The following is a 20,448-nucleotide window of genomic DNA, read 5'->3' on the forward strand; positions in this document are numbered from 1 at the left end:
AGAGTATAGACAAACTGTTTTTTACAAATCTAATAAATTCTATAAAACAAAAAAATTTATTTATTAGAATTACTCAGTCATCTACTAAAACTTTCCGCTGTGAGAAAAGTGCTAGAAACAATCATGTTTCTAGCACTCGGGAGTTTTGGAAGTAAAACAGTTCGGGGAACTGTTTTAGCATGAGCTTAAAATTTGAAAAGCGAATGGGTCTAAAACTAATTGAACACGGGCTGCGGATTGTGTCAAAAAGCGCAAAATACATTAGTACTAAATCCAAGACACAGTAGCTGATTGAATTCTTCTCTCACCTTTTAGCTCGGAAGAATCCTAATCAGCCTTGTGGGGGCAGGACAACGAAGCAATCCCATACAGCAGTGCTTCTGTTCTGCTCCCTATTTTGACTTTATCCGCAGACGCCCTTTGTATCTTAATAAGTCATGGAACTTCTTTGAAGTTCGCTGACGTCCGTACTCACCTAAGGAAAGTTATTTAGATGAATTTATTTTACAAAAAAGAGGTTTCCTTCGAAACCTCTTATTTATTATTCTTAGTTGTTAAGAGCTGCTGCCATTGTAGCTGCAACTTCTGCTTCAAAGTCATTTGAAGCTTTCTCAATACCTTCACCAACTTCAAAGCGAACGAATTCAACAACTGAAGCATTTACTGATTCAAGGTAAGCTTCCACTGTCTTGCTGTCGTCCATGATGTAGACTTGTGCAAGAAGTGTGTAAGCTTGGTCAACTTTCGTGTTGTCCAAGAAGAAGCGATCCATTTTACCTGGGATGATTTTATCCCAGATTTTTTCTGGTTTACCTTCAGCTGCCAATTCAGCTTTGATATCTTCTTCAGCTTGAGCGACAACTTCGTCTGTCAATTGAGCTTTAGAACCATACTTCAAGTGTGGAAGAGCTGGTTTACCAACCATTGCACGGCTTTCGTTATCTTGGTCGATAACGTGGTTCAATTGTGCCAATTCATCTTTCACGAATTGTTCATCCAATTCTTTGTATGAAAGAACAGTTGGTTTCATTGCAGCGATGTGCATTGAGATTTGTTTAGCAAGTGCTTCGTCTCCACCTTCGACAACAGAGATAACACCGATACGTCCACCGTTGTGTTGGTAAGCACCGAAGTGTTGTGCATCTGTTTTTTCAAGCAAAGCAAAACGACGGAATGAAATTTTTTCACCGATAGTTGCAGTTGCAGATACGTATGCAGCTTCAAGAGTTTCACCTGAAGGCATTGTCAAAGCAAGAGCTTCTTCGTTGTTAGCTGGCTTCCCTTCAGCGATGACTTTTGCAGTTTCGTTTACCAATTCAACGAATTGAGCGTTTTTCGCAACGAAGTCAGTTTCAGCATTTACTTCAACTACTGCTGCAACGTTACCATTGACATAAACACCAGTCAAACCTTCAGCGGCAACACGGTCAGCTTTCTTAGCTGCTTTAGCCATACCTTTTTCGCGAAGCAATTCGATCGCTTTTTCGATATCACCATCAACTTCAACCAATGCTTTTTTAGCGTCCATGACACCAGCACCAGATTTTTCACGCAATTCTTTTACAAGCTTAGCTGTAATTTCTGCCATTTTTGTTCTCCTATATTTTTTAATAAAATAAGAGGGTCGGGCTGAGCCCTGCCCTCTTAGGTTCGTTACTTATTGAATGAATTAAGCGTTGTCGCCTTCTACAACTTCAACGATTTCTTCGATTGAATCAGCTTGACCTTCAGTAGCTGCCAATTCAGCTTCTACTGTAGCAACACTGTCTTCACCTTGACGTCCTTCGATAACAGCGTCAGCCATTTTCGCAGTGATCAATTTAACAGCGCGGATAGCGTCATCGTTCGCTGGGATGATAACATCGATATCATCTGGGTCAGTGTTTGTATCAACCATCGCTACAACTGGGATACCCAATTTCTTAGCTTCTTTAACAGCGATTTGTTCTTTATGTGGATCCACAACGTACATTACGTCTGGGATACGAGGCATGTCTTCGATACCACCCAAGAATTTTTCAAGACGAGCGCGTTGTTTGTTCAACAATGCAACTTCTTTCTTAGGAAGAACTTCAAAAGTTCCATCTTCTTCCATGCGTTTGATTTCTTTCAAACGAGCGATACGTTTTTGGATTGTTCCCCAGTTAGTAAGAGTTCCACCCAACCAACGGTGGTTGATGAAGTATTGACCTGCACGAACAGCTTCTTCTGCAACAGCATCAGCAGCTTGTTTCTTAGTACCTACAAACAAGATCACTGCATCGTTTGCAGCTGCATCACGCATGAAGTCGTATGCTTGGTCTGCATATTTTACAGTTTGTTGCAAGTCGATCACGTGGATTCCGTTACGTTCTGTGAAGATGTACTTAGCCATCTTAGGGTTCCAGCGACGAGTTTGGTGACCGAAGTGTACACCAGCCTCAAGAAGTTGTTTCATTGAAATTACTGCCATGAGTAGTTTCTCCTTTTTTGTTTTTTTCTCCTCTCTCAGACGTCAGCTTGCAACACGACCACAAGGGCAACGGTGCCACAATGGATCCGAGATGAGTATTTGCTGTCTTAGACAACTCTATAAGTATAGCAAAAATCCCTAGAATTCGCAAGCTATTTGAGAGATTTTTTCAATCCCTACGATGAAATGGTTTTCTAAAGTTATTTGACGTAAAAAGTTTTTCTTGACCTATCTTGTTTTTTAGGTTACAATATTATATGTTACGGCGGTATAGCCAAGTGGTAAGGCACGGCTCTGCAAAAGCTTGATCGTCGGTTCAAATCCGTCTACCGCCTTGATAATAAAATTTTTTATCATCTTTTATCTTTTAAAAATTCCCCTAGCAATAGGGGTTTTTTTGTTTCCATTTGCTCCATTCCTGGATTATTGATATAATAAAACCTCGCCTAATCGGCGAAGCACAATTAGAAAGGGTATTTATGAAAAACATTCGTTTCTTTACGATCGGCCTTCTGTCTCTAGTGACACTAGCAGCTTGCTCTCCTGCCAATTCTGGGCAACAAGCAAAAACAGCTTCTAGTTCTAGAAAACCGATCAAACAATCTTCAACCAAAAAATCATCTAGTAAACCGTCGAGCGCTTCTTCAGACAGCAGTAGCTCAGATGATTTTTCAGATCGCTACAGTTTGGATCCAGATGATGGTTCCTCTCTCCAATATGTGCCGGGAGCTGCATCCATTCCTGAGATCGAAAAACTCAAGAAACTCCATCTGAGCACTGGTTTTGTATTAAGAACCGAAGATGGACAAGAGGTTGGTGGGCCAAAAGAAAGAAGCAGTTACGATGACGTAGTTGCAGCCTTTGGTCAACCCGTAAGTAGTACAGACAGTTCGAATCCTGGCGATGGGGTCAATGTTTGGGCAACAGACAATGGCGATATCATGGCTGTCTTCCGCAATAATGTCCTAACAGATATCACCTTCCGTTTAAAAGGAGGCGATGCCAACCACCAGTCTACCGGTAGCATTTCCAAATCCGATACACCAAAAACAGCCCTCGAACGTCTTGGAAAACCCTATATCATTATGCGTTCCGAACGTTGGACCAGCTATGTCTATAAAGATAGCAACGGAGACGAATCTAACTTCTCTACACAGGGAGACAAGATCGTTGATGTCATGTCTGCTGCAGAAACCAAGCAGCTAAAAAAGATCACTGGCCTGGATAAAAATCAATAAAGCGCAATGAAAAGAGGCTGGGACAAAAGTCCTAGCCTCTTAATTGTTTTTGGATTGTCGAGCAAGACGCAGTGGTTGAGTGCTCAAAGCACTGCTTTGAGGTGGCGGATAGAACTTGCGAAGCAAGTATCCTAAGTCTTTGTTCGCTTTTTAAGCTTCAAAGATGCCCTATGTTGACGGAAACTATGTTTCCTTTATCTGCAACCTTCAACAGTCTCCCAGACTGTTGAAGCTGTCCCACTCTCTCTTTCTTACAATTCAGCAATTTGGTTCAGGTTCACTTCTGCAACTGTATCGTTACCGAACATAGAAATGACCATTTTCACTTTGTTGTTATCAATTTCAGTGATCTTACCAGTATAGTCTGTGAAGGCACCGTCAATGATACGAACCGTATCGCCCACCTTAACATCCAAATCAAACTCTTGAACGGTTTGACCCATAGAGAGCAAGATGCTGCGGATTTCTTCTTCCAACAATGGAGTTGGTTTTGAACGGTTCCCGTGGGATCCGACGAAACCAGTAACATTCGGTGTATTCCGAACAACAAACCAAGCTTCATCTGTCATGACCATTTCTACCAAGACATAACCTGGGAAGCGGTTTTCTTCGATTTCTTTTGTTTTACCGTTTTTCTCAACTTGTACGGTTTGAGTTGGAATCTCTACGCGCAAGATGTTTTCTAACATATTGTAAGTTTGCGCACGTTGCAAAAGATTCTCTTTTACCTTGTTTTCATATCCTGAGTAGGTTTGTAGTACAAACCAGCCTTTATCAAAACTGTCCATTTGGGCATCCTTTCTTTCTGTTTAGCCTGCTCGAGCTTTTGTGAACATACTAAAAAAAGCCTCTTGGCTTTCCGTTTCCTAGCTTCATTATACCACATTTTGCCGGAATGCAAAGAGGTTTGCTGATTTATTTTTAAGAAAAGACCATAAAAGCAGGACCCTTGGGATCCCGCCTGGCTTCTTTTCTTAAAAGAAATTGATCATGTGCAATAGGCCACGTGCAATGACTTTGTCGAACAAATAAATCAATGCAACAAAGAAAGCGGTGTACTCAATCACTGAGATAAAGTTTTTCCATCTTTCCTTGCGATTTGGCCAAGTTGTATCTTTTAGTAAGACGAAAATATCTTTAATGAATTTCACAACTCTCTCCTATCGTGTTTCTTTATGGATGGTATACTTGCTGCAATGTTTGCAGAATTTATTGACTTCTAGACGTGTTGGTTTTGGCGTCCCACTCAACTTAATGGAGTAATTGCGTGACCCACAAACCGTACACGCTAGACTTGCTTTTTTTAATGCCATAACGCCTCCGTTCACCCCATTATAGCAAGTTTTCCACGTTTTGACAAGAACAGAAAATCTCCTGTCAAGAAAAAAGCAAATATAAAGCGTTATCACTCTGGTTTTCGCCTCATTTTTGGTAAAATAAAACAAGAGGAGACGAATATGAAAAGTGATAACTTAAAAGAAAGTAGAAATATCGAAGACCGTCGAGGGCAAAGCTACTCCCAGTCTTCAGGCAACAGTAACCTTGGCGGGGGCATTTTACAAATTTTGCTATCGCCTGGTAGCTTCAAGAGTAAGATCATCATCATCCTTCTCGTGGTCCTTCTAGGAGGGGGAGGAGCTAGCCTTGGGGGCCTCTTTGGAAATGGGACTTCTTCTCAACCTTACCAGTCCACCCAAGTCACACGCACCAACAAAACCCATGTCGACGATGCAGATGCTGAGTTCGTCAGCAAAGTCCTTGGAACGACCGAAGATCATTGGCACAAGGTCTTTCAGGCCGAAGGACGGACCTACCAGGAGCCCAAACTAGTCTTCTATACCGGACGGACAAAGACAGGCTGTGGGGTTGGGCAAGCATCGGCTGGTCCCTTCTACTGTCCAACCGATAAGAAAATTTATTTGGATATGAGCTTCTATAAGGAATTGACCACCAAATACAAGGCTAGTGGGGACTTTGCCATGGCCTACGTCATCGCCCATGAAGTCGGCCACCACGTACAAAATGAGCTGGGAATCCTTGGCAAATACCATCGGATGCAACAAGGACTTTCTGAAAAGGAACGGAATGCCATCAGCGTCCGCATCGAGCTACAAGCTGATTATCTAGCAGGCGTCTGGGCCCGCTCCATTCAAGACCGAAATCTTCTGGATATCGGGGATATCGAAGAGGCCATGAATGCAGCCCATGCAGTCGGTGACGATACTCTCCAGGAACAAGCCTACGGCTACTCGGTACCAGATAGCTTTACCCACGGGACTTCGGAACAACGCATGCGCTGGTTCAAGAGGGGCTACCAGTACGGAGATTTGCAACATGGCGATACCTTTAGCTTGTCAGATAGTGAACTCTAAACAAAAATCTATTCAGAAATCCTTCTGAATAGATTTTTTTGATTAGAAACCAAACCAGCCTTTGAAGGTATCCCAAGCATCTTTCGCTTTTCCTGGGAGATCAGCCTCGTCAATTGCTTTTTTCGCATCATCGACCATATTTGAGGCTTTTTCTTTGACTTCTTCAAAGAAACCTTTATCTTCTTTACTGTCTGTTTCTGTCGTTTCTTCTCCGACTGGCGCAATGCCGTTTTCAGCATAAGAGTTCTTCACAGAGTCAAACTGGGTGCCGTCTGTATAAGGCAGAACACTGTTTGCAACATTGCGGAAGATCTCTGACGCCGTTCCAGCACTACTGTCTGTCAGATAGTGACCTTCATCGGTCTTTGGAAAACCAAGCCATTGACTGATAACCACATCTGGTGTGTAGCCGATCACCCATTGGTCTCCAGAGAGGTCCTTGTTAAAGCTGGTCTCAGTCGTACCGGTTTTCCCTGCCATGGTATAGCCATAAGGCGCAGCGTTAACCCCTGTACCATTACTGAAGGTACCCAGCATCATATTGGTCATCTTATCTGTTGTTGACCCACTCAGCACTCGGGTTGATCTCTGGCTGTGACTCTTGACCACTTGGCCACTGGCATTTTCGATCTTGGTAATAAGATGGGCATCATTCATGACCCCGCCATTAGCAAAGGTGCCATAGGCCTGGGCCATCTGCATCGGATTGGTTGTTACACCGGCTCCTAAGGCAACGGCAAGCGACTTGTCTACCTTGTCCATGTTGAGACCGAATTTTTTTCCGTACTCAAAGACCGTATTGAGGCCCAATTCATTAGCAGTCGCTACTGCTGGAAGGTTGAGGGATTCTGCCAAGGCCTGGTACATCGGTACCGTTGGGCTCGACTGGATTCCCGCGTAGTTATTAACCTCGTAGCTTCCATATTGGGTGGTACTATTGTCCAATTCCTTATTGGTCGACCAACCTGCTGCAACAGCTGGGCTATAGACCACTAAAGGTTTGATGGTCGATCCCGGACTACGAGCAGCTTGGGTGGCATAGTTGTAAGTCCGAAATCCTGGATTTTCATCGCTACCGACACGACCTACGAGAGCCCGAACCCCTCCGGTTTTAGGATCGAGGGCGACACTACCAGACTCTGCGCGCGTGCCGTCTTCCGCTACTGGGAAGAGAGCCGTATTGTCATAGATCACCTGCATGCTGGCTTGGTAATTCTGATCCAGCTCTGTGTAGATCCGGTAGCCATTTTTGACAATGTCTTCTTCGGTGAGACCGTATTCATTGACCGCTTCGTTGATGACCGCATCAAAATAGGATGGGTAGCGGTAATCCTCCGACTTGCCTTCATAGGCATCAACCAGCTGGCCATGGATATCAACAGCAGCAGATTGATCGGCTGTTGCCTGGTCAATATAGCCAGCTGCCACCATATTTTGGAGGACGGTATTGCGACGATTGGTTGCATTCTCTACTGAATAGAGCGGGTTATAGATCTCTGGTCCCTTGAGCATACCTGCAAGTACCGCAGACTGATCCAGACTTAATTGACTGGCTGAAACCCCAAAATACTTCTTAGAAGCATCCTCAATTCCCCAAACCCCATTTCCAAAATAGGCATTGTTGAGGTACATGGTGAGGATCTCTTTTTTACTGTATTTCTTATTGATTTCAAGCGCCAGGAAGAATTCCTTGGCCTTACGTTCCACCGTCTGGTCCTGAGATAGAAAGGCATTTTTCGCTAGCTGCTGGGTGATGGTCGACCCACCACCTGAGCGACCCAGGGTCAAAATCGCTAAGAAGAAGCGACCATAGTTGATCCCACTATTCTTGTAAAAGCTACGGTCCTCTGTTGCAACCACAGCGTTTTGCAAATTCTCACTAATAGCATCAAGTTCGACATAGGTTCCTTTTTGTCCGGTCAAACTTCCAGCCTGGTCCCCATTCTTATCATAGATAATGGTTGTGGCCTTGAGTGCATTCTGCAAATCCTTGACGTTGGTCGTCTTAGCAAGATAGAAGAGATAACCCCCTATCAAGAGGCTAAAGCCTAGCCCAATGATCAGGAGAATCTTGGTCAAATGGAATCTGCGCCAAAAACGACGGAAGGGATGCTGAGAGAGAGGCTTGCTTCTGTGCTTGCCTGAGCGACTATAGGTTGGCTCTACTGTCTCTTCCGGTAGTTCCGTATCTGGCACTTCTTCTGCCACCGCTTTGGGCGGATGATCCTTTCTAAAAAAAGTGATCAGGTTTTCAAATAATTCTTTTATTCTATTCATACCTGTTATTGTAACACCTTATCCTTGTCCTAGCAAGAAAAGATAGCTCCTCGCTATTTCTCATTTAGTTTTCTTTAAGCTTAGATTTTGCTACAATAGGGTCATGAACTATCAATTTACCATTCCAGAATCCTTTCCCCAAATGACTGTGAAAGAGCTCCTTGAAGACTACTTCCTCATCCCCCGTAAGATCCGGCATTTTTTACGGGTCAAAAAACACGTCTTGGTGAATGGAGAGATCATCAACTGGCAGAGCCCCGTTCAAAAAGGGGATCAGATCCAGCTGATCTTTGACGCAGACGATTACCCTGAAAAAGAGCTCCTAGAAGGAGACCCCAGTCTCGTCGAAGAGCTCTATCAGGATGAGCACGTCATCATCGTCAATAAGCCCGAAGGCATGAAAACCCATGCCAACGAACCGATGGAAATTGCTCTTCTCAACCATGTTTCCAGCTATGTTGGATCCACCTGCTACGTCGTGCACCGGTTAGATAAGGAAACCAGCGGAGCGATTTTATTTGCTAAGAATCCTTTTATCCTGCCTATTCTCAACCGAATTTTAGAAAATAAAAAAATCCAACGCGAGTACTGGGCCTTGATCCAAGGAAATTTAGCGCAAAAGACCATCATTTACAAGGATAAAATCGGGCGCGATCGCCACGATCGACGCAAGCGCCTGGTCGATCCACGCAAGGGACAGTATGCAGAAACTCAGGTGACGCAACTGAAAAAAATCGGGCGAAACAGCCTGGTCAAATGCCAGCTCAAGACGGGACGTACCCATCAGATCCGGGTTCATCTCTCCCATCATGGACACCCGATTGTCGGGGATCCTCTCTACAATCCTGCGCGTGGAGAGCGACTCATGCTCCATGCCCACCGCTTGACCTTCACCAATCCATTAACCCTTGAAACCATCCAAGTCGAGGCCCCTTCTAAGAGTTTCGAAGAAGGATTGAGAGACTAAAAAAGAAGCCACAGGGCTTCTTTTTTATTATTGATAGCGAGGAGTTGCAAATCCACGAATATTGCCATGTCCAATCCGATACGTATTGCGACGGACTTGGTTGTTGGAGTTTCCTTCAATGGTATGAATGATCCCATTTGAGACGCTCTCAACAATTCCGATGTGATCCGCAAAACCATTATTTTGCTGGCTATTTTGATCCCAGTTAAAGGTGATGATGTCCCCTGCTTTTGGTGTAGTGGTCCCATCTTCATTCCAAATGCCCAAACGTTTGAAGATCTGAATGTGACGTTCGACTCCACATTCACGGCCAATCAAACCGCTCAAACCTTCCCGCTGGAAGACTGTTGTGACAAAGATATCACACCAATCATCGGTCGTCTTCACTGCATAACCTACAGGAAGTGGTTTGACACTGTTATAATCATTGACCAATTGATGGTGAGCTGCAGTTCCGCCACGAACGCCTACTAGACTCGCTGCTGCCCGCAAGACACGGTCCCGTTGTCCATTCGTTACACGAGGACTAAAAGCAGTTTGATCTACTGTCGCACGGGGATGAAGGGCTGTTTGACCAAGGTTAAAGCCTTCAACGCCACCATCGACATAATCCACATAGACGTGAGTGGTATAGTTACCTGATTGGTACTGGTGATTTGCTGCAGAGACCTGCACTTCTGTATGCATTCCAGAAGGTGCTGTTGAATACCAGAAGAGGTTTTCCTGATGGGCTTGAGACCAGGCTGCAACACGGATGTTCTTAATCTGACGACCTTGAGGCGCTTGATCCACCGTTACTGTATAAGTTCCAGCACCAGAATTGACATTCTTGATAGACGCTTGAGTCTTGGTCTTGGCATTTCGGAACTCGACTTCTGTAGTCGTTGTTCCAACACCCACACGAGAGCCATCATTTTGGATGTAGTAGAGGTGGATATGGTACTTACCAGTAGAGTTCTTGTGATCGCTGGCTTTAACAGATACCTTGTAGTCTCCGTTCGCTTGACGAGTTGCTTCATACCAGCGGATATCGTCTTGGCCGTCCTTATCCGACCAAGTTGGGACTTGCACAGTTCGCACACCTTTAGGATTGTAGACATCCTTAATGATGACGTCAAAGGTACCTGTATCCTTGTTGTTGTTTTGGATTAAGATTGTACCAGAACGGCGGGCTTGACGTACCTCTGTCGTGGTTTCTGTGATGTAATTTCGTTGATTAGTTTGATCTACATAATAAACATGGACATTGTACTTACCATCCTCATTTTTATGATCTGAGGCTTTGATGGTCGCACGATAACTACCGTCGCTTTGACGCACTGCTTTATGCCAGACTAGATCATCAGGCCCGTTTGAATCTGACCATGTTGGGATCAGAACTTCTTTCAAGCCATTTGGAGCAAAAACATTACGAATAACGGCATCAAATGTGCCTGTTACAGTATTGTTGTTCTCAATTGTTATAGTGCCACTTGGTTTAACTTCACGTACTTCTGTCGTTGTCTTTGTGATGTAGGCTTTTTGATTATTTTGATCTACGTAGTAAATATGAACATTAAATTCACCTGTATCATTCTTATGATCAGATGCTTTAATGGTTGCACGGTAGCTGCCATCACTTTGACGAATTGCTTTATGCCAGACTAGATCATCCTGACCATTTTTGTTAGACCAAGTAGGGACTAAAACTTCTTTCAAACCAGTTGGAGCGACTACATTACGAATAACGGCATCAAAAGTACCTTTCTCAGTATTGTTATTCTCAATCGTTACTGTGCCACTTGGTTTGACCTGATGAACTTCTGTAATTGCCTCTGTCACATAACGTCGATGATTATCGGCATCAATGAAATGTACATGAACGTTGTATTTCCCACTATCGTTCTTATGATCGCTCGCTTTAATAGTTACACGATAAGAGCCATCAGCTTGGAGAGTTGCCTTGTGCCAGATAAGGTCATCTTGACCACCAACCAAACTCCATGATGGAACTAAAACCTCTTTTAGACCAGTCGGTGCAACAATTTTGCTAACAACCGCATCAAAGGTGCCTGCTACTGGGTTATTGTTTTCAATCGTCAGAACACCACTTGGTCGAACGTAATCAACCGAAACTACTTGTTCAGCGATATAGTGGCGTTTACCAGAGTTATCAACGACGTATGCATCGGCACGGTAGTCTCCTTTATTCCCTTTATGCTCACTCGCCTTAATCGTTACGCGATAGCTACCATCAGTTTGCTTAGTAGCCTTATGCCAAATAAGATCATCTTGACCATTTTCAAGACTCCATGATGGCACCAAAACTTCTTTCACACCTTGTGGTGCTGTGATATTACTAACAACCGCGTCAAATGCACCTGTAGTTTGGTTATTATTTTCAATTGAGAAAGTACCACTTGGTTTCTGTACTTCCTCTGTTGGTAAACTATTATCTTCTCCTGCTACCACTCGTGCACGTGCGCCATATGGAGCACGACTAGCTACTACGGCAGGTGCTGGATGCTCTGATGTAACCTTGTCGCTAGTGCCCTTGTCAGAAGGCTCGTTATTGCTAACAGTCGGTGTGACAGGTGCTGTCTCTGTTGGAACGGTATTTTCTGTCTGAACACCTTTCTCAACTCCCACTCCTTCGTTCACAGTATTCTGCGCTTCTGATGAAGTTGTTGTTTTTGCAACGATAGCTGATGTATTTTCTTGTGTTTGATCGGACGCATGTTGCTCATCGGCTTTGACTTGTTGTGTAGAAAAAGCTAACAAAACAGCTGTCCCAGCATAAAAAATAAGATCTTTCTTTTTCATGTATCTTCCCTTACAATTTTTTTACGGATTGTACCCACATAGTAGTATTATAGCACAAACCGCCGGATCAAGAAACAATATCATTAGAAGATTTTATCCTGTTTTTAAAGAAAACAGAAGGCCAGATTGGCCTTCTGTTTAGCTTATGCAAAAATAGAGAAGAAAGGTGCTCCAAGCTTGTTATCCATCGGATCCTTACTCTTAATAGAGTGAAGATAATTGATGGAGTACCAGCCGTTGTTGCCGCTATTATATGGATCGCGTACATAGGTTCTACCATTATCATAGCCATGCAAGACCAACTCATGGGTATAAGGATCGCTAGTAAATTGGCTATTGCCTACCGCAGCAAGTACATGCTTGCCAGCCATGAGGGCTTCTGCAATGCCTCCAGCTCCGTTAACCAATTGACTCTTCAAGCCCCAGTTACGGGTAGCAGATACAATCCCATCTGCATCCGTTCCTGCTTCACCTTTGTTAAATGAATCAGTATTGTTGTAAAGATAATCAGCCACTGTTGTTGGCAAAATCGTTCTGCCAAGGATATCTGTGAAGGTCATAGCAAGAGAGGTTGGCACACAACCTGACTGATCGACATTGCTCACACCATACCACTTCCCAGCCCAACGAGGGTCTCGTTGAGAATAATAGGTTGTTTGTGGATTCACCTTTTGATTCCGTTGAGACAAGGCTGTTTGACCCAGGTTAAAACCTTCAACTCCTCCATCTTTGTAGTCCACATAGACGTGAGTCGTATAGTTGCCTGCTTCATTACCGTGATTATTAGCAGAGACTGTGATCTCTGTGTGCATACCTGTTGGAGTTGCGGAATACCAGTAAAGATTTTCTTGATGAGCTTTCGACCAAGCTGCGACACGAATATTCTTAATCTGACGACCTTGAGGCGCTTGATCTACAGCTACTGTATAAGTCCCGTTCGTTGCATTGACATTCTTAATGGCAGCTTGTGTCTTGGTCATGGCATTTCGGAATTCCACTTCTGTAGTCGTGGTACCAACACCTACACGAGAACCATCATTTTGAATGTAGTAAAGGTGAACATGGTACTTACCAGTAGAATTCTTGTGATCGCTCGCTTTGACCGATACCTTGTAGTCTCCATTCGCTTGACGAGTTGCTTCGTACCAGCGGAGATCATCCTGTCCGTCCTTATCAGACCAAGTTGGGACTTGAACAGTTCGTACACCTTTAGGACTGTAGACATCCTTGATAATGACGTCAAAGGTACCTGTATCTTTGTTGTTATTGACAACCGAAATGATTCCAGTTGGTTTATCATGTTTAACAGTTACAATCGTTTCAGTAACATAATGACGGTTGTTATCATTATCAACGACATAAAGGTCTGCACGATAATTCCCTAGTGAGTTTTTATGATCACTCGCTTTAATAGTCACTCGATAACTTCCATCTGCTTGACGATTTGCCTTGTGCCATACAAGATCATCCTGTCCGTTTTCAAGGCTCCATGATGGAACTAAGATTTCCTTTACACCAGTCGGTGCCACCACATTACGAATAACCGCATCAAAACTACCAGTTGAAACATTATTGTTTTCGATCGTTAATGAAGCAGTTGGGCGTGATTGACGAACGTCAACTACTTTTTCAGAAATATAATGACGATTGTTGGAATCATCTACAATGTAGGCATCAGCACGGTAATTACCAGTTGAATCCTTATGATCCGTTGCTTTGATAGTCACACGATAAGAACCATCTGCTTGACGCGTTGCCTTGTGCCAAATGAGGTCATCTTGGCCACCAACCAAACTCCATGATGGAACTAGAACTTCTTTTAGACCAGTCGGTGCAACAATATTACTAACAACCGCATCAAAGGTACCTGCTACTGGGTTATTGTTTTCAATCGTCAGAACTCCACTTGGTCGAACGTAATCAACCGAAACTACTTTTTCAGAAATATAATGACGATTGTTAGAGTTGTCGACGATGTAAGCATCGGCACGATAGTTTCCTTTATCGCCCTTATGCTCACTTGCCTTAATCGTTACGCGATAGCTACCATCAGTTTGCTTAGTTGCCTTGTGCCAGATAAGATCATCTTGTCCATTTTCTAGACTCCATGATGGGACTAAAACTTCCTTAACACCTAGTGGTGCTGTGATATTAGTGATCACAGCGTCGAAAGTCCCTGATTTAGCATTATTATTTTCAATAGTAAAACTTGCTTTAGGTTTTAACTGCTCAGGTGCCTTACTAATGAATACTTGAGTCGAGGTTCCACCCACACCCGTCATTTGTCCATTGTTCTGAACATAGTAAAGGTGAACATTGTAAAGACCGGTTGAGTTTTTATGGTCCGCTGCTTTTACATTGACGGTATAGGTCCCATTTGCTTGACGATTGGCTGTATACCAAACAAGGTCATCTTGACCGCCTGTTTCTGACCAGATCGGTACAGAAACGGTTCGAACTCCATTTGGTGCCTTGACATTTGAGATGACAACGTCAAAGCGTCCCGTCATAGTATCGTTATTGACAATGTCAATCTTCCCACTTAAGCTGCCTTCTGTTGGATCCGCTGCAGGTTTTGCGTTCGCTGTGAAGCGACCGGTATAATCCACACTGTGGTCAAAGAGGTGTTTTCCTGGAAGCAATTCCGCTTGAGAAGTGAACTGCCAGGCACCAGCTTTCCCATTGTAACGCAAACTTTTCGCATCGTTTACAGATAGTTTTGGAGAAGGGTATTGGGCAACCCAGAAATTCTGAAGACCAAATTGAGCGGTGTTGACAGGACCTTTCTTGCGAAGGTTGTTTTCATCCAACCAGCTAGCACTGGTGTAGAACATCAAGTTGCTGTAGCCATTTTTACGCATTTCGTCAGCCCAAGCTTGGGTGTTGCGGTTAATATTTGCCTGCATCTTGGCATCCTCAAAGTCATTGACCATGAGGGTGTTCTTTGGAAGATTCAAGCGTTGCGCCTCTGCAATGTAGAATCGCGCTTCTGCACGCGCTGCTTCCTCAGAAGTGTAGCGTGAGAAGTGGTAGGTCGATACTTGCAGACCCGCAGCTTGTGCATTACGAATTTGGTTCTCCGCATTCGGGTTCTTGTACCAAGTGTCTTCTGTCAATTTGATAACGACACCGCCTACGCCTTTATTAGCTAGGGTACGGTAGTCGCCAATACTAATGTCTTCGTTGTGGCTACTCACATCAACAAATGATTTTGGTTGAACCGCCACATCTGTTGAACGACCAGCAGGAGCGTGAGCGCCTGTGTTAAAGAAGGTCGTGCTTCCTGTATTAGACGGAAGAGGAGTTTCTTCTTTCTCAGTAGTCGATGCTTCTGTAGCTTTCTCAACAGATGGGGTTCCACTTTCTGAAGCCGTGGTCTTGCTCGCAGGTGCTACAGGCTGCTCGGTCACATTTGCTGGTGCTGCATAGTTGCTTGCGACAGGTGCTACCGACTTTTCAGCAACGGCTACTTCTGGCGCTTTTTCAGCTTGGACTTGGTTGCCTTCAGTAGTAGCGGCCTCGTTTGAAACCAGCTCATCTGCACTGACTCCCTGAGCAGATACAGCCATCAAGACTGCCGCTCCGGCATAAAAAATAAGATCTTTCTTTTTCATATAAACTTCCCTTTATACAAATTTTATACGTTAATCATTTTACCACACGGTTTCAGCGATGAAAAGTTTTATAAGGCAAATTTTTAAAATTAGTGATATTTTTTTGAAAAACTAAAAAAAGAAGTCCGTCTGACTTCTTTTGATCTTATGCTAAATGATTTAACGCCGTCTTTAAGTAGTGACCATCTCGGATTTCCTGACCAACACGCTTGGCATTGTCCACCAAGTCTTGGTAATCAGCATCTGAAATATTGTCGATTGTCTCCTTCAAATCATGGAGAGACTCTACTGCAATCCCGCAGCCCTTCTCAAGCACAAAGTGAGACAAGGCTGACTGTTTCCACACGACAAGCGGGAAGCCCGATGCTAGATAAAGCGACGCCTTGTGGGAGTTGTTGTAGCGAAGGTACTCGCCAAAAACACCACTACAGGTCTCAACGCTATCTCCATCCCAGACCAGACCAAAACCGCCCTCAAGGGCTGCAGGAAGTTCATCCGGTAGGAAGGAACCAAAGTAGGTTTCATTTGCAAGCGCTCTACTCTCATCAAAGCCAACACCATAAAGGTTATAAGACGGTGCTTCTGGAAGAGTATAAAGATAACCAGCTTTTTCCTTGGCCAAATTACCTGCCACAATTATCGGCTGGTCTTTTGTTTGGCCACTCTTTTCTTGAAAATCTGGAATCAAATAGTCAAAAATTCCAAGGCTGACAATCTTGTCTTCTACAACCCCTTTATCCACTAAGACAGATTTCATAACCGGGTTGTGAGCAATAATTCCTGTAACACTACGGAACGTATCACTTTCAGTTAGTTTCATCCGTAACTTCATCCTAAATGGTAAGGTTTTATCATTCACAAAACGCAGTGTTTCCAAATCATGAACTAAAAAATAGACATCCGTACCCCTGTTTTTAAGTTTTTTTAGTAAATGGTTAAGAAATAAAGAATGATGTAACAAAGGAAATTGAATTATGATCTCATCATTTTTCTTTAGGTCTTTGAAAGCTCTAAAGAGAGCTCTATATTTATGAATTTGTGCCCTAAGAACATTCATTTGATACCAGTCATCCACCAAAACTTTCAAAGGAGAATAACCTAATTTATTTAAAATGGCTTCAACGTCATTACGTGCTTTATTTCCCGCATTTTTAGCATTATTGTCGTGTAAAAATTCTTCTTTTAAATAGTATTTCATCTTTTACTTCTCATTTTTCATACGTTGATTTTTTAGGATAATATTCATTTAAAATTTGCTTGAAATGAATGATGTTTTCTTCCCTAAAGTCCCCATCATCATTGACACAAAGCAGTTTTTTACGTCTATCTTTAAAGATAGATTCCAGCTTATCCACTTGATTTAAACCAATTGTTTCTCCGAAATTTTTAGACATAGGATAAAACTGATTACTTTCAATTTGCCAGTTAGAACAAACGTATTGATTGACATCTACCCCATAATCTCTAATCTTATTTCTGGATGTTCTATCCAAAGTTTCACCTTCGATGTCCCACAAATGTGACAAAGTACTCTTCTTCATCGGTACAGGCAAATGCTGATTCACATAACCCGTCGGTCCCCATGGTAAGAGTAACAAGTTTTTCAAAACCAAGAAACCATAACGAAAATTAAAAAATTTCCAAGGAGAGGATTTCATAGCCTTCTTATTAGGAAAATGGCGATAAATCAACTCAACATTATTGTGATAAGTATTTGTAAATGGTGACCATGGAACTAAAGCATCGTATACTGCTAAAAGCTTGGGGTGCCCATTTTTATAAAAATCAGAAGGTTGAGTATCCTTTATCATGAACATATCATCATTGAAGTAGATAAAATGTTCTGATAAGCCCTCAATACGATGAAGATTTAGCTCAATTGCTGCTGAATTATATGAAGGAAGGTAAGCTTCAGGCATAAATTCCCTATGAGTGATCAACTTAAGTTTTGGATGCTCCAAATTTAACCAGTCAGGCTTTTGCCCGTTGGTAATTAGATAAACATTATTCACCCAAGGAGCATGCTTTTCAATCATTCGAAACCAGTAATTAAAAATACCGTAATCACGATAACGTTGCTCTCCGTCGATTTCTTGGTCTATTTTTGACATTTGACCTGTCACGACTTGTTTCTCGCGGATAAACTCAGTATCACTTCCGTCGACCCAAAGAACCACGATATCAATTTTTTCTTGTGTCATTTACTAAATTCTTTCTCTACGACTTCCAAGGCACGCTCAATAACCACGTGCATGTCGTAGTATTTATAGTCTGCCAGGCGTCCACAGAAGATGACCTTGTCATTTTTAGCTGCTTCTTCTTGGTACTTGGCAAACATGGCATTGTTCTTTTCATCATTGATTGGATAGTAGGGCTCATCGCCTCGTTTCCAATCAGCTGGGTATTCACGGGTAATCACCGTCTTCGGTTGAGTCCCATACTCGAAGTGCTTGTGCTCAATGATCCGAGTATAAGGAATTTCACGCTCGGTGTAGTTGACCACAGCATTACCCTGATGATTTTCCTCATCCAAGATCTCGTGTTCGAACCGAAGGCTGCGGTATTCCAACTCCCCATGCTTGTAGTCAAAGTACTGATCAATCATCCCTGTGAAGACAACTTTTTCAGCAGAGCTTTCCAGTTCTTCACGATTGGCAAAGAAATCAACCCCAAGTTCTACTTCTACATCGCCCAGCATATTTTCGATAATGACATTGTAACCACCGATTGGAATCCCTTGGTAACGGTCGTTAAAGTAGTTGTTATCAAAAGTCAAACGCACTGGGAGGCGCTTGATGATAAAGGGTGGAAGGTCTGTTGCAGAACGTCCCCATTGCTTCTCCGTATAGCCCTTGATCAACTTTTCATAGATATCTGGACCAATCAACTTGATGGCCTGTTCTTCAAGGTTCTTGGGCTCAACATCTTTCATATCCGCCGTTTGCTCTGCAATCTTGTCTTTGACTTCTCGAGGAGTCTTGGTTCCCCACATGGCATAAAAGGTATTCATGTTGAAGGGAAGATTGTAGAGGCTACCCTTGTAATTAGCTACCGGTGAATTGATATAGTTGTTAAATTCAGCAAATTGGTTGACATAATCCCAAACCTTTTTGTTTGAGGTATGGAAAATGTGGGCACCGTACTTGTGAACATTGATTCCTTCAACTTCTTCACAATAGATATTCCCACCGATGTGGTCCCGTTTATCAATCACTTTTACTTTTTTGCCACGCTTGGTTGCCTCATGAGCAAAAATTGCTCCCGATAGACCAGCACCAACAATCAGATAATCGTACATAGTTGTCTCCCTATTTTTTTATTAATTGCTGTTTCAACTCTTTCACATTCACTACTTTGAGGAGCAAAATCAAGGTCCCATAGATGACCCCACCTAGGCCAGCATACAGAACGACATTCAGCGTTGGCGAAAGGTGGACGATGGACTTGACTAGTAGCAAAAGACCATACATGAGGCCTGAAGCGAACACAATCTTCATCATTGAGCCCATAATCGGCACTTCTTTAAGATAAGTTCGTGTGAAGTAGAGTTGAATCCCCCATACCAAAGCTTCTGTCAACACTGAAACAATCGAAGCTCCAATAAAGCCCAGTTTTGGTAGGAAGATTAGGTTCAATCCGACACTGACAATGGCAGGAACAGTTGTCGAAATCATAAATTCTTTATTTTTATTATGAGGGATTAGAATTTGAATCCCCATGATATTGGTCCATCCGATAAAGAACATTCTAAAAATCATGATGGCAATGGCATAACGTGCATCCTGGAAATCCTTCCCTAGGAAGAATTGAACAAAATCATCATTGACAATCAGCATGCCGGCAATAATCGGGAAAATGACCAAATTATAAATCAAAAAGGACATTTGATGCATCTTGTTAACCGCTTTGTGGTCCCCTGAGGATAAGAGGCTCGATACCCGAGGCAACATGACACTCCCCAGTGAAGTCACCAAGGTTAACAAAATATTGACCAATTTTAAGGCCTGGTCATAGATCCCTACATCCTTTGTAGATGCGAGAGCCCCCAGCATGGTTCGGTCCAAAGTGACATACAAGGAAATGGCAATCTGCGGTAAAAAGAGCAGAATGACCGGTTTTAAATGCACCCGTGCATAAGCCAAATCAAAATGTGCTTTCCCAATAAATTCACGAGCGGGTAGCCACATACTGAGCTGACCTAAAAGCTCAAAGATCGTTAATAAGAATACATAGAGATACAGATCATTGGCAGATTTGACAAACAAGAAGATGGAGGTGACTCCAACCAGTTTGACCGTGATATTCCGAATCGTAATCTTACGGAAATCCTCTAATCCCTGAAAGAGCCAGGAAATGTCGAGTCCCTTAGAAACCAAGCTAAGTCCTAAGATATAAGCGACAGGATTTTGCATAGAAGATAGAGTTACACACAAAAGAACATAGAGGGCAAGAGATAAAATCGTAGCCCCCAACTGGAGAGTATAAATCCCCCAGAAATTCTTTTGGATGTCTTTTCGGTGTCCTGAAATCTCCTTAGTTCCATAATTAGCCACTCCTAGCGTCGCCAAAAGGAGAAAATAAGTAACAATGGAGTTGAAATAGCCATAGGTCCCCAAGTCATTTGAACTAAAGACCCGCGTCACATAAGGGGTGGTGATAATCGGCAAGATAATCACCAGTAACTGGTAGGAGAGATTATAGGCGTAATTTTTAAGAACTTTCATGA

General features: G+C 43.0%; 15 protein-coding genes and 1 tRNA gene. 4 read left to right on the plus strand and 12 right to left on the minus strand.

Annotation, left to right across the window (positions count from 1 at the left end):
- Positions 1-547: 547 nt before the first annotated feature.
- Both tsf and rpsB read right to left on the minus strand, forming a co-directional pair.
- Complete coding sequence (tsf, locus tag AB5Y61_RS08940; protein ID WP_126404945.1) at positions 548-1,588, minus strand: translation elongation factor Ts; 1,041 nt, start codon at positions 1,586-1,588, stop codon at positions 548-550.
- An 81-nt stretch (positions 1,589-1,669) separates the two neighbouring features.
- Entirely contained in the window at positions 1,670-2,452 is a 783-nt protein-coding gene (rpsB, locus tag AB5Y61_RS08945; RefSeq protein WP_003002189.1) for a 30S ribosomal protein S2, read from the minus strand.
- Between the two features lie 264 nt (positions 2,453-2,716).
- Between rpsB and AB5Y61_RS08950 the strand changes: the two genes are divergently transcribed.
- Together AB5Y61_RS08950 and AB5Y61_RS08955 are read left to right on the plus strand one after the other, a co-directional pair.
- A tRNA-Cys gene (locus AB5Y61_RS08950) sits at positions 2,717-2,787 on the plus strand.
- A gap of 144 nt (positions 2,788-2,931) precedes the next feature.
- Complete coding sequence (locus AB5Y61_RS08955; protein WP_368403899.1) at positions 2,932-3,690, plus strand: hypothetical protein; 759 nt, start codon at positions 2,932-2,934, stop codon at positions 3,688-3,690.
- A gap of 251 nt (positions 3,691-3,941) precedes the next feature.
- Here AB5Y61_RS08955 and nusG read toward each other — a convergent pair whose 3' ends face one another.
- The 3 genes from nusG to rpmG form a co-directional block, all read right to left on the minus strand.
- Positions 3,942-4,478, minus strand: a complete 537-nt coding sequence (gene nusG / locus AB5Y61_RS08960) for a transcription termination/antitermination protein NusG (protein ID WP_003002077.1) — start codon at positions 4,476-4,478, stop codon at positions 3,942-3,944.
- A gap of 186 nt (positions 4,479-4,664) precedes the next feature.
- Entirely contained in the window at positions 4,665-4,841 is a 177-nt protein-coding gene (secE, locus tag AB5Y61_RS08965) for a preprotein translocase subunit SecE (protein WP_003002261.1), read from the minus strand.
- Between the two features lie 9 nt (positions 4,842-4,850).
- Complete coding sequence (gene rpmG, locus AB5Y61_RS08970; protein ID WP_003009043.1) at positions 4,851-5,003, minus strand: 50S ribosomal protein L33; 153 nt, start codon at positions 5,001-5,003, stop codon at positions 4,851-4,853.
- A 144-nt stretch (positions 5,004-5,147) separates the two neighbouring features.
- Between rpmG and ypfJ the strand changes: the two genes are divergently transcribed.
- Positions 5,148-6,062 (plus strand): KPN_02809 family neutral zinc metallopeptidase, encoded by a 915-nt coding sequence (gene ypfJ, locus AB5Y61_RS08975; RefSeq protein WP_368403900.1) that lies wholly within the window; start codon positions 5,148-5,150, stop codon positions 6,060-6,062.
- Positions 6,063-6,104: 42 nt separating this feature from the next.
- Here the strand turns inward: ypfJ and pbp2a are convergent, their stop codons facing one another.
- The gene (gene pbp2a, locus AB5Y61_RS08980; RefSeq protein WP_368403901.1) at positions 6,105-8,339 is read right to left on the minus strand and encodes a penicillin-binding protein PBP2A; all 2,235 of its coding nucleotides are present in this window, start codon (positions 8,337-8,339) and stop codon (positions 6,105-6,107) included.
- Between the two features lie 103 nt (positions 8,340-8,442).
- Between pbp2a and AB5Y61_RS08985 the strand changes: the two genes are divergently transcribed.
- Positions 8,443-9,306, plus strand: coding sequence for an RluA family pseudouridine synthase (locus AB5Y61_RS08985; RefSeq protein ID WP_368403902.1), 864 nt, complete (start codon positions 8,443-8,445; stop codon positions 9,304-9,306).
- 27 nt (positions 9,307-9,333) lie between these two features.
- Here AB5Y61_RS08985 and AB5Y61_RS08990 read toward each other — a convergent pair whose 3' ends face one another.
- The 6 genes from AB5Y61_RS08990 to AB5Y61_RS09015 all read right to left on the minus strand — a co-directional run bounded on the left by AB5Y61_RS08990 (position 9,334) and on the right by AB5Y61_RS09015 (position 20,446).
- On the minus strand, positions 9,334-12,108 hold the full coding sequence (locus AB5Y61_RS08990; protein WP_368403903.1) for a GBS Bsp-like repeat-containing protein: 2,775 nt from the start codon (positions 12,106-12,108) through the stop codon (positions 9,334-9,336).
- A gap of 143 nt (positions 12,109-12,251) precedes the next feature.
- Positions 12,252-15,722: a GBS Bsp-like repeat-containing protein gene (locus AB5Y61_RS08995; protein WP_368403904.1), complete on the minus strand. Its 3,471-nt coding sequence runs from the start codon at positions 15,720-15,722 to the stop codon at positions 12,252-12,254.
- Positions 15,723-15,867: 145 nt separating this feature from the next.
- Complete coding sequence (locus AB5Y61_RS09000) at positions 15,868-16,920, minus strand: galactofuranosyltransferase (RefSeq protein ID WP_302692327.1); 1,053 nt, start codon at positions 16,918-16,920, stop codon at positions 15,868-15,870.
- A 10-nt stretch (positions 16,921-16,930) separates the two neighbouring features.
- Entirely contained in the window at positions 16,931-17,923 is a 993-nt protein-coding gene (locus tag AB5Y61_RS09005; RefSeq protein WP_368403905.1) for a Stealth CR1 domain-containing protein, read from the minus strand.
- Complete coding sequence (gene glf, locus AB5Y61_RS09010; RefSeq protein WP_368403906.1) at positions 17,920-19,020, minus strand: UDP-galactopyranose mutase; 1,101 nt, start codon at positions 19,018-19,020, stop codon at positions 17,920-17,922. Before glf ends, AB5Y61_RS09005 begins: the two co-directional genes overlap by 4 nt.
- A 10-nt stretch (positions 19,021-19,030) precedes the next feature.
- Positions 19,031-20,446 carry a flippase gene (locus AB5Y61_RS09015; RefSeq protein ID WP_368403907.1) on the minus strand — a complete coding sequence of 472 codons (1,416 nt, stop codon included), beginning with the start codon at positions 20,444-20,446 and terminating at the stop codon, positions 19,031-19,033.
- Positions 20,447-20,448: the final 2 nt, after the last annotated feature.

This window comes from Streptococcus parasanguinis (genome assembly GCF_040908565.1).
Classification (GTDB): domain Bacteria; phylum Bacillota; class Bacilli; order Lactobacillales; family Streptococcaceae; genus Streptococcus; species Streptococcus parasanguinis_AC.

Excerpts from the sequence above, each read along its gene's own strand:
- tsf (WP_126404945.1), bottom strand. The coding sequence starts at position 1,588 with ATGGCAGAAATTACAGCTAAGCTTGTAAAAGAATTGCGTGAAAAATCT.
- rpsB (WP_003002189.1), bottom strand. The coding sequence starts at position 2,452 with ATGGCAGTAATTTCAATGAAACAACTTCTTGAGGCTGGTGTACACTTC.
- AB5Y61_RS08955 (WP_368403899.1), top strand. The coding sequence starts at position 2,932 with ATGAAAAACATTCGTTTCTTTACGATCGGCCTTCTGTCTCTAGTGACA.
- nusG (WP_003002077.1), bottom strand. The coding sequence starts at position 4,478 with ATGGACAGTTTTGATAAAGGCTGGTTTGTACTACAAACCTACTCAGGA.
- rpmG (WP_003009043.1), bottom strand. The coding sequence starts at position 5,003 with ATGGCATTAAAAAAAGCAAGTCTAGCGTGTACGGTTTGTGGGTCACGC.
- ypfJ (WP_368403900.1), top strand. The coding sequence starts at position 5,148 with ATGAAAAGTGATAACTTAAAAGAAAGTAGAAATATCGAAGACCGTCGA.
- pbp2a (WP_368403901.1), bottom strand. The coding sequence starts at position 8,339 with ATGAATAGAATAAAAGAATTATTTGAAAACCTGATCACTTTTTTTAGA.
- AB5Y61_RS08985 (WP_368403902.1), top strand. The coding sequence starts at position 8,443 with ATGAACTATCAATTTACCATTCCAGAATCCTTTCCCCAAATGACTGTG.
- AB5Y61_RS08990 (WP_368403903.1), bottom strand. The coding sequence starts at position 12,108 with ATGAAAAAGAAAGATCTTATTTTTTATGCTGGGACAGCTGTTTTGTTA.
- AB5Y61_RS08995 (WP_368403904.1), bottom strand. The coding sequence starts at position 15,722 with ATGAAAAAGAAAGATCTTATTTTTTATGCCGGAGCGGCAGTCTTGATG.
- AB5Y61_RS09000 (WP_302692327.1), bottom strand. The coding sequence starts at position 16,920 with ATGAAATACTATTTAAAAGAAGAATTTTTACACGACAATAATGCTAAA.
- AB5Y61_RS09005 (WP_368403905.1), bottom strand. The coding sequence starts at position 17,923 with ATGACACAAGAAAAAATTGATATCGTGGTTCTTTGGGTCGACGGAAGT.
- glf (WP_368403906.1), bottom strand. The coding sequence starts at position 19,020 with ATGTACGATTATCTGATTGTTGGTGCTGGTCTATCGGGAGCAATTTTT.
- AB5Y61_RS09015 (WP_368403907.1), bottom strand. The coding sequence starts at position 20,446 with ATGAAAGTTCTTAAAAATTACGCCTATAATCTCTCCTACCAGTTACTG.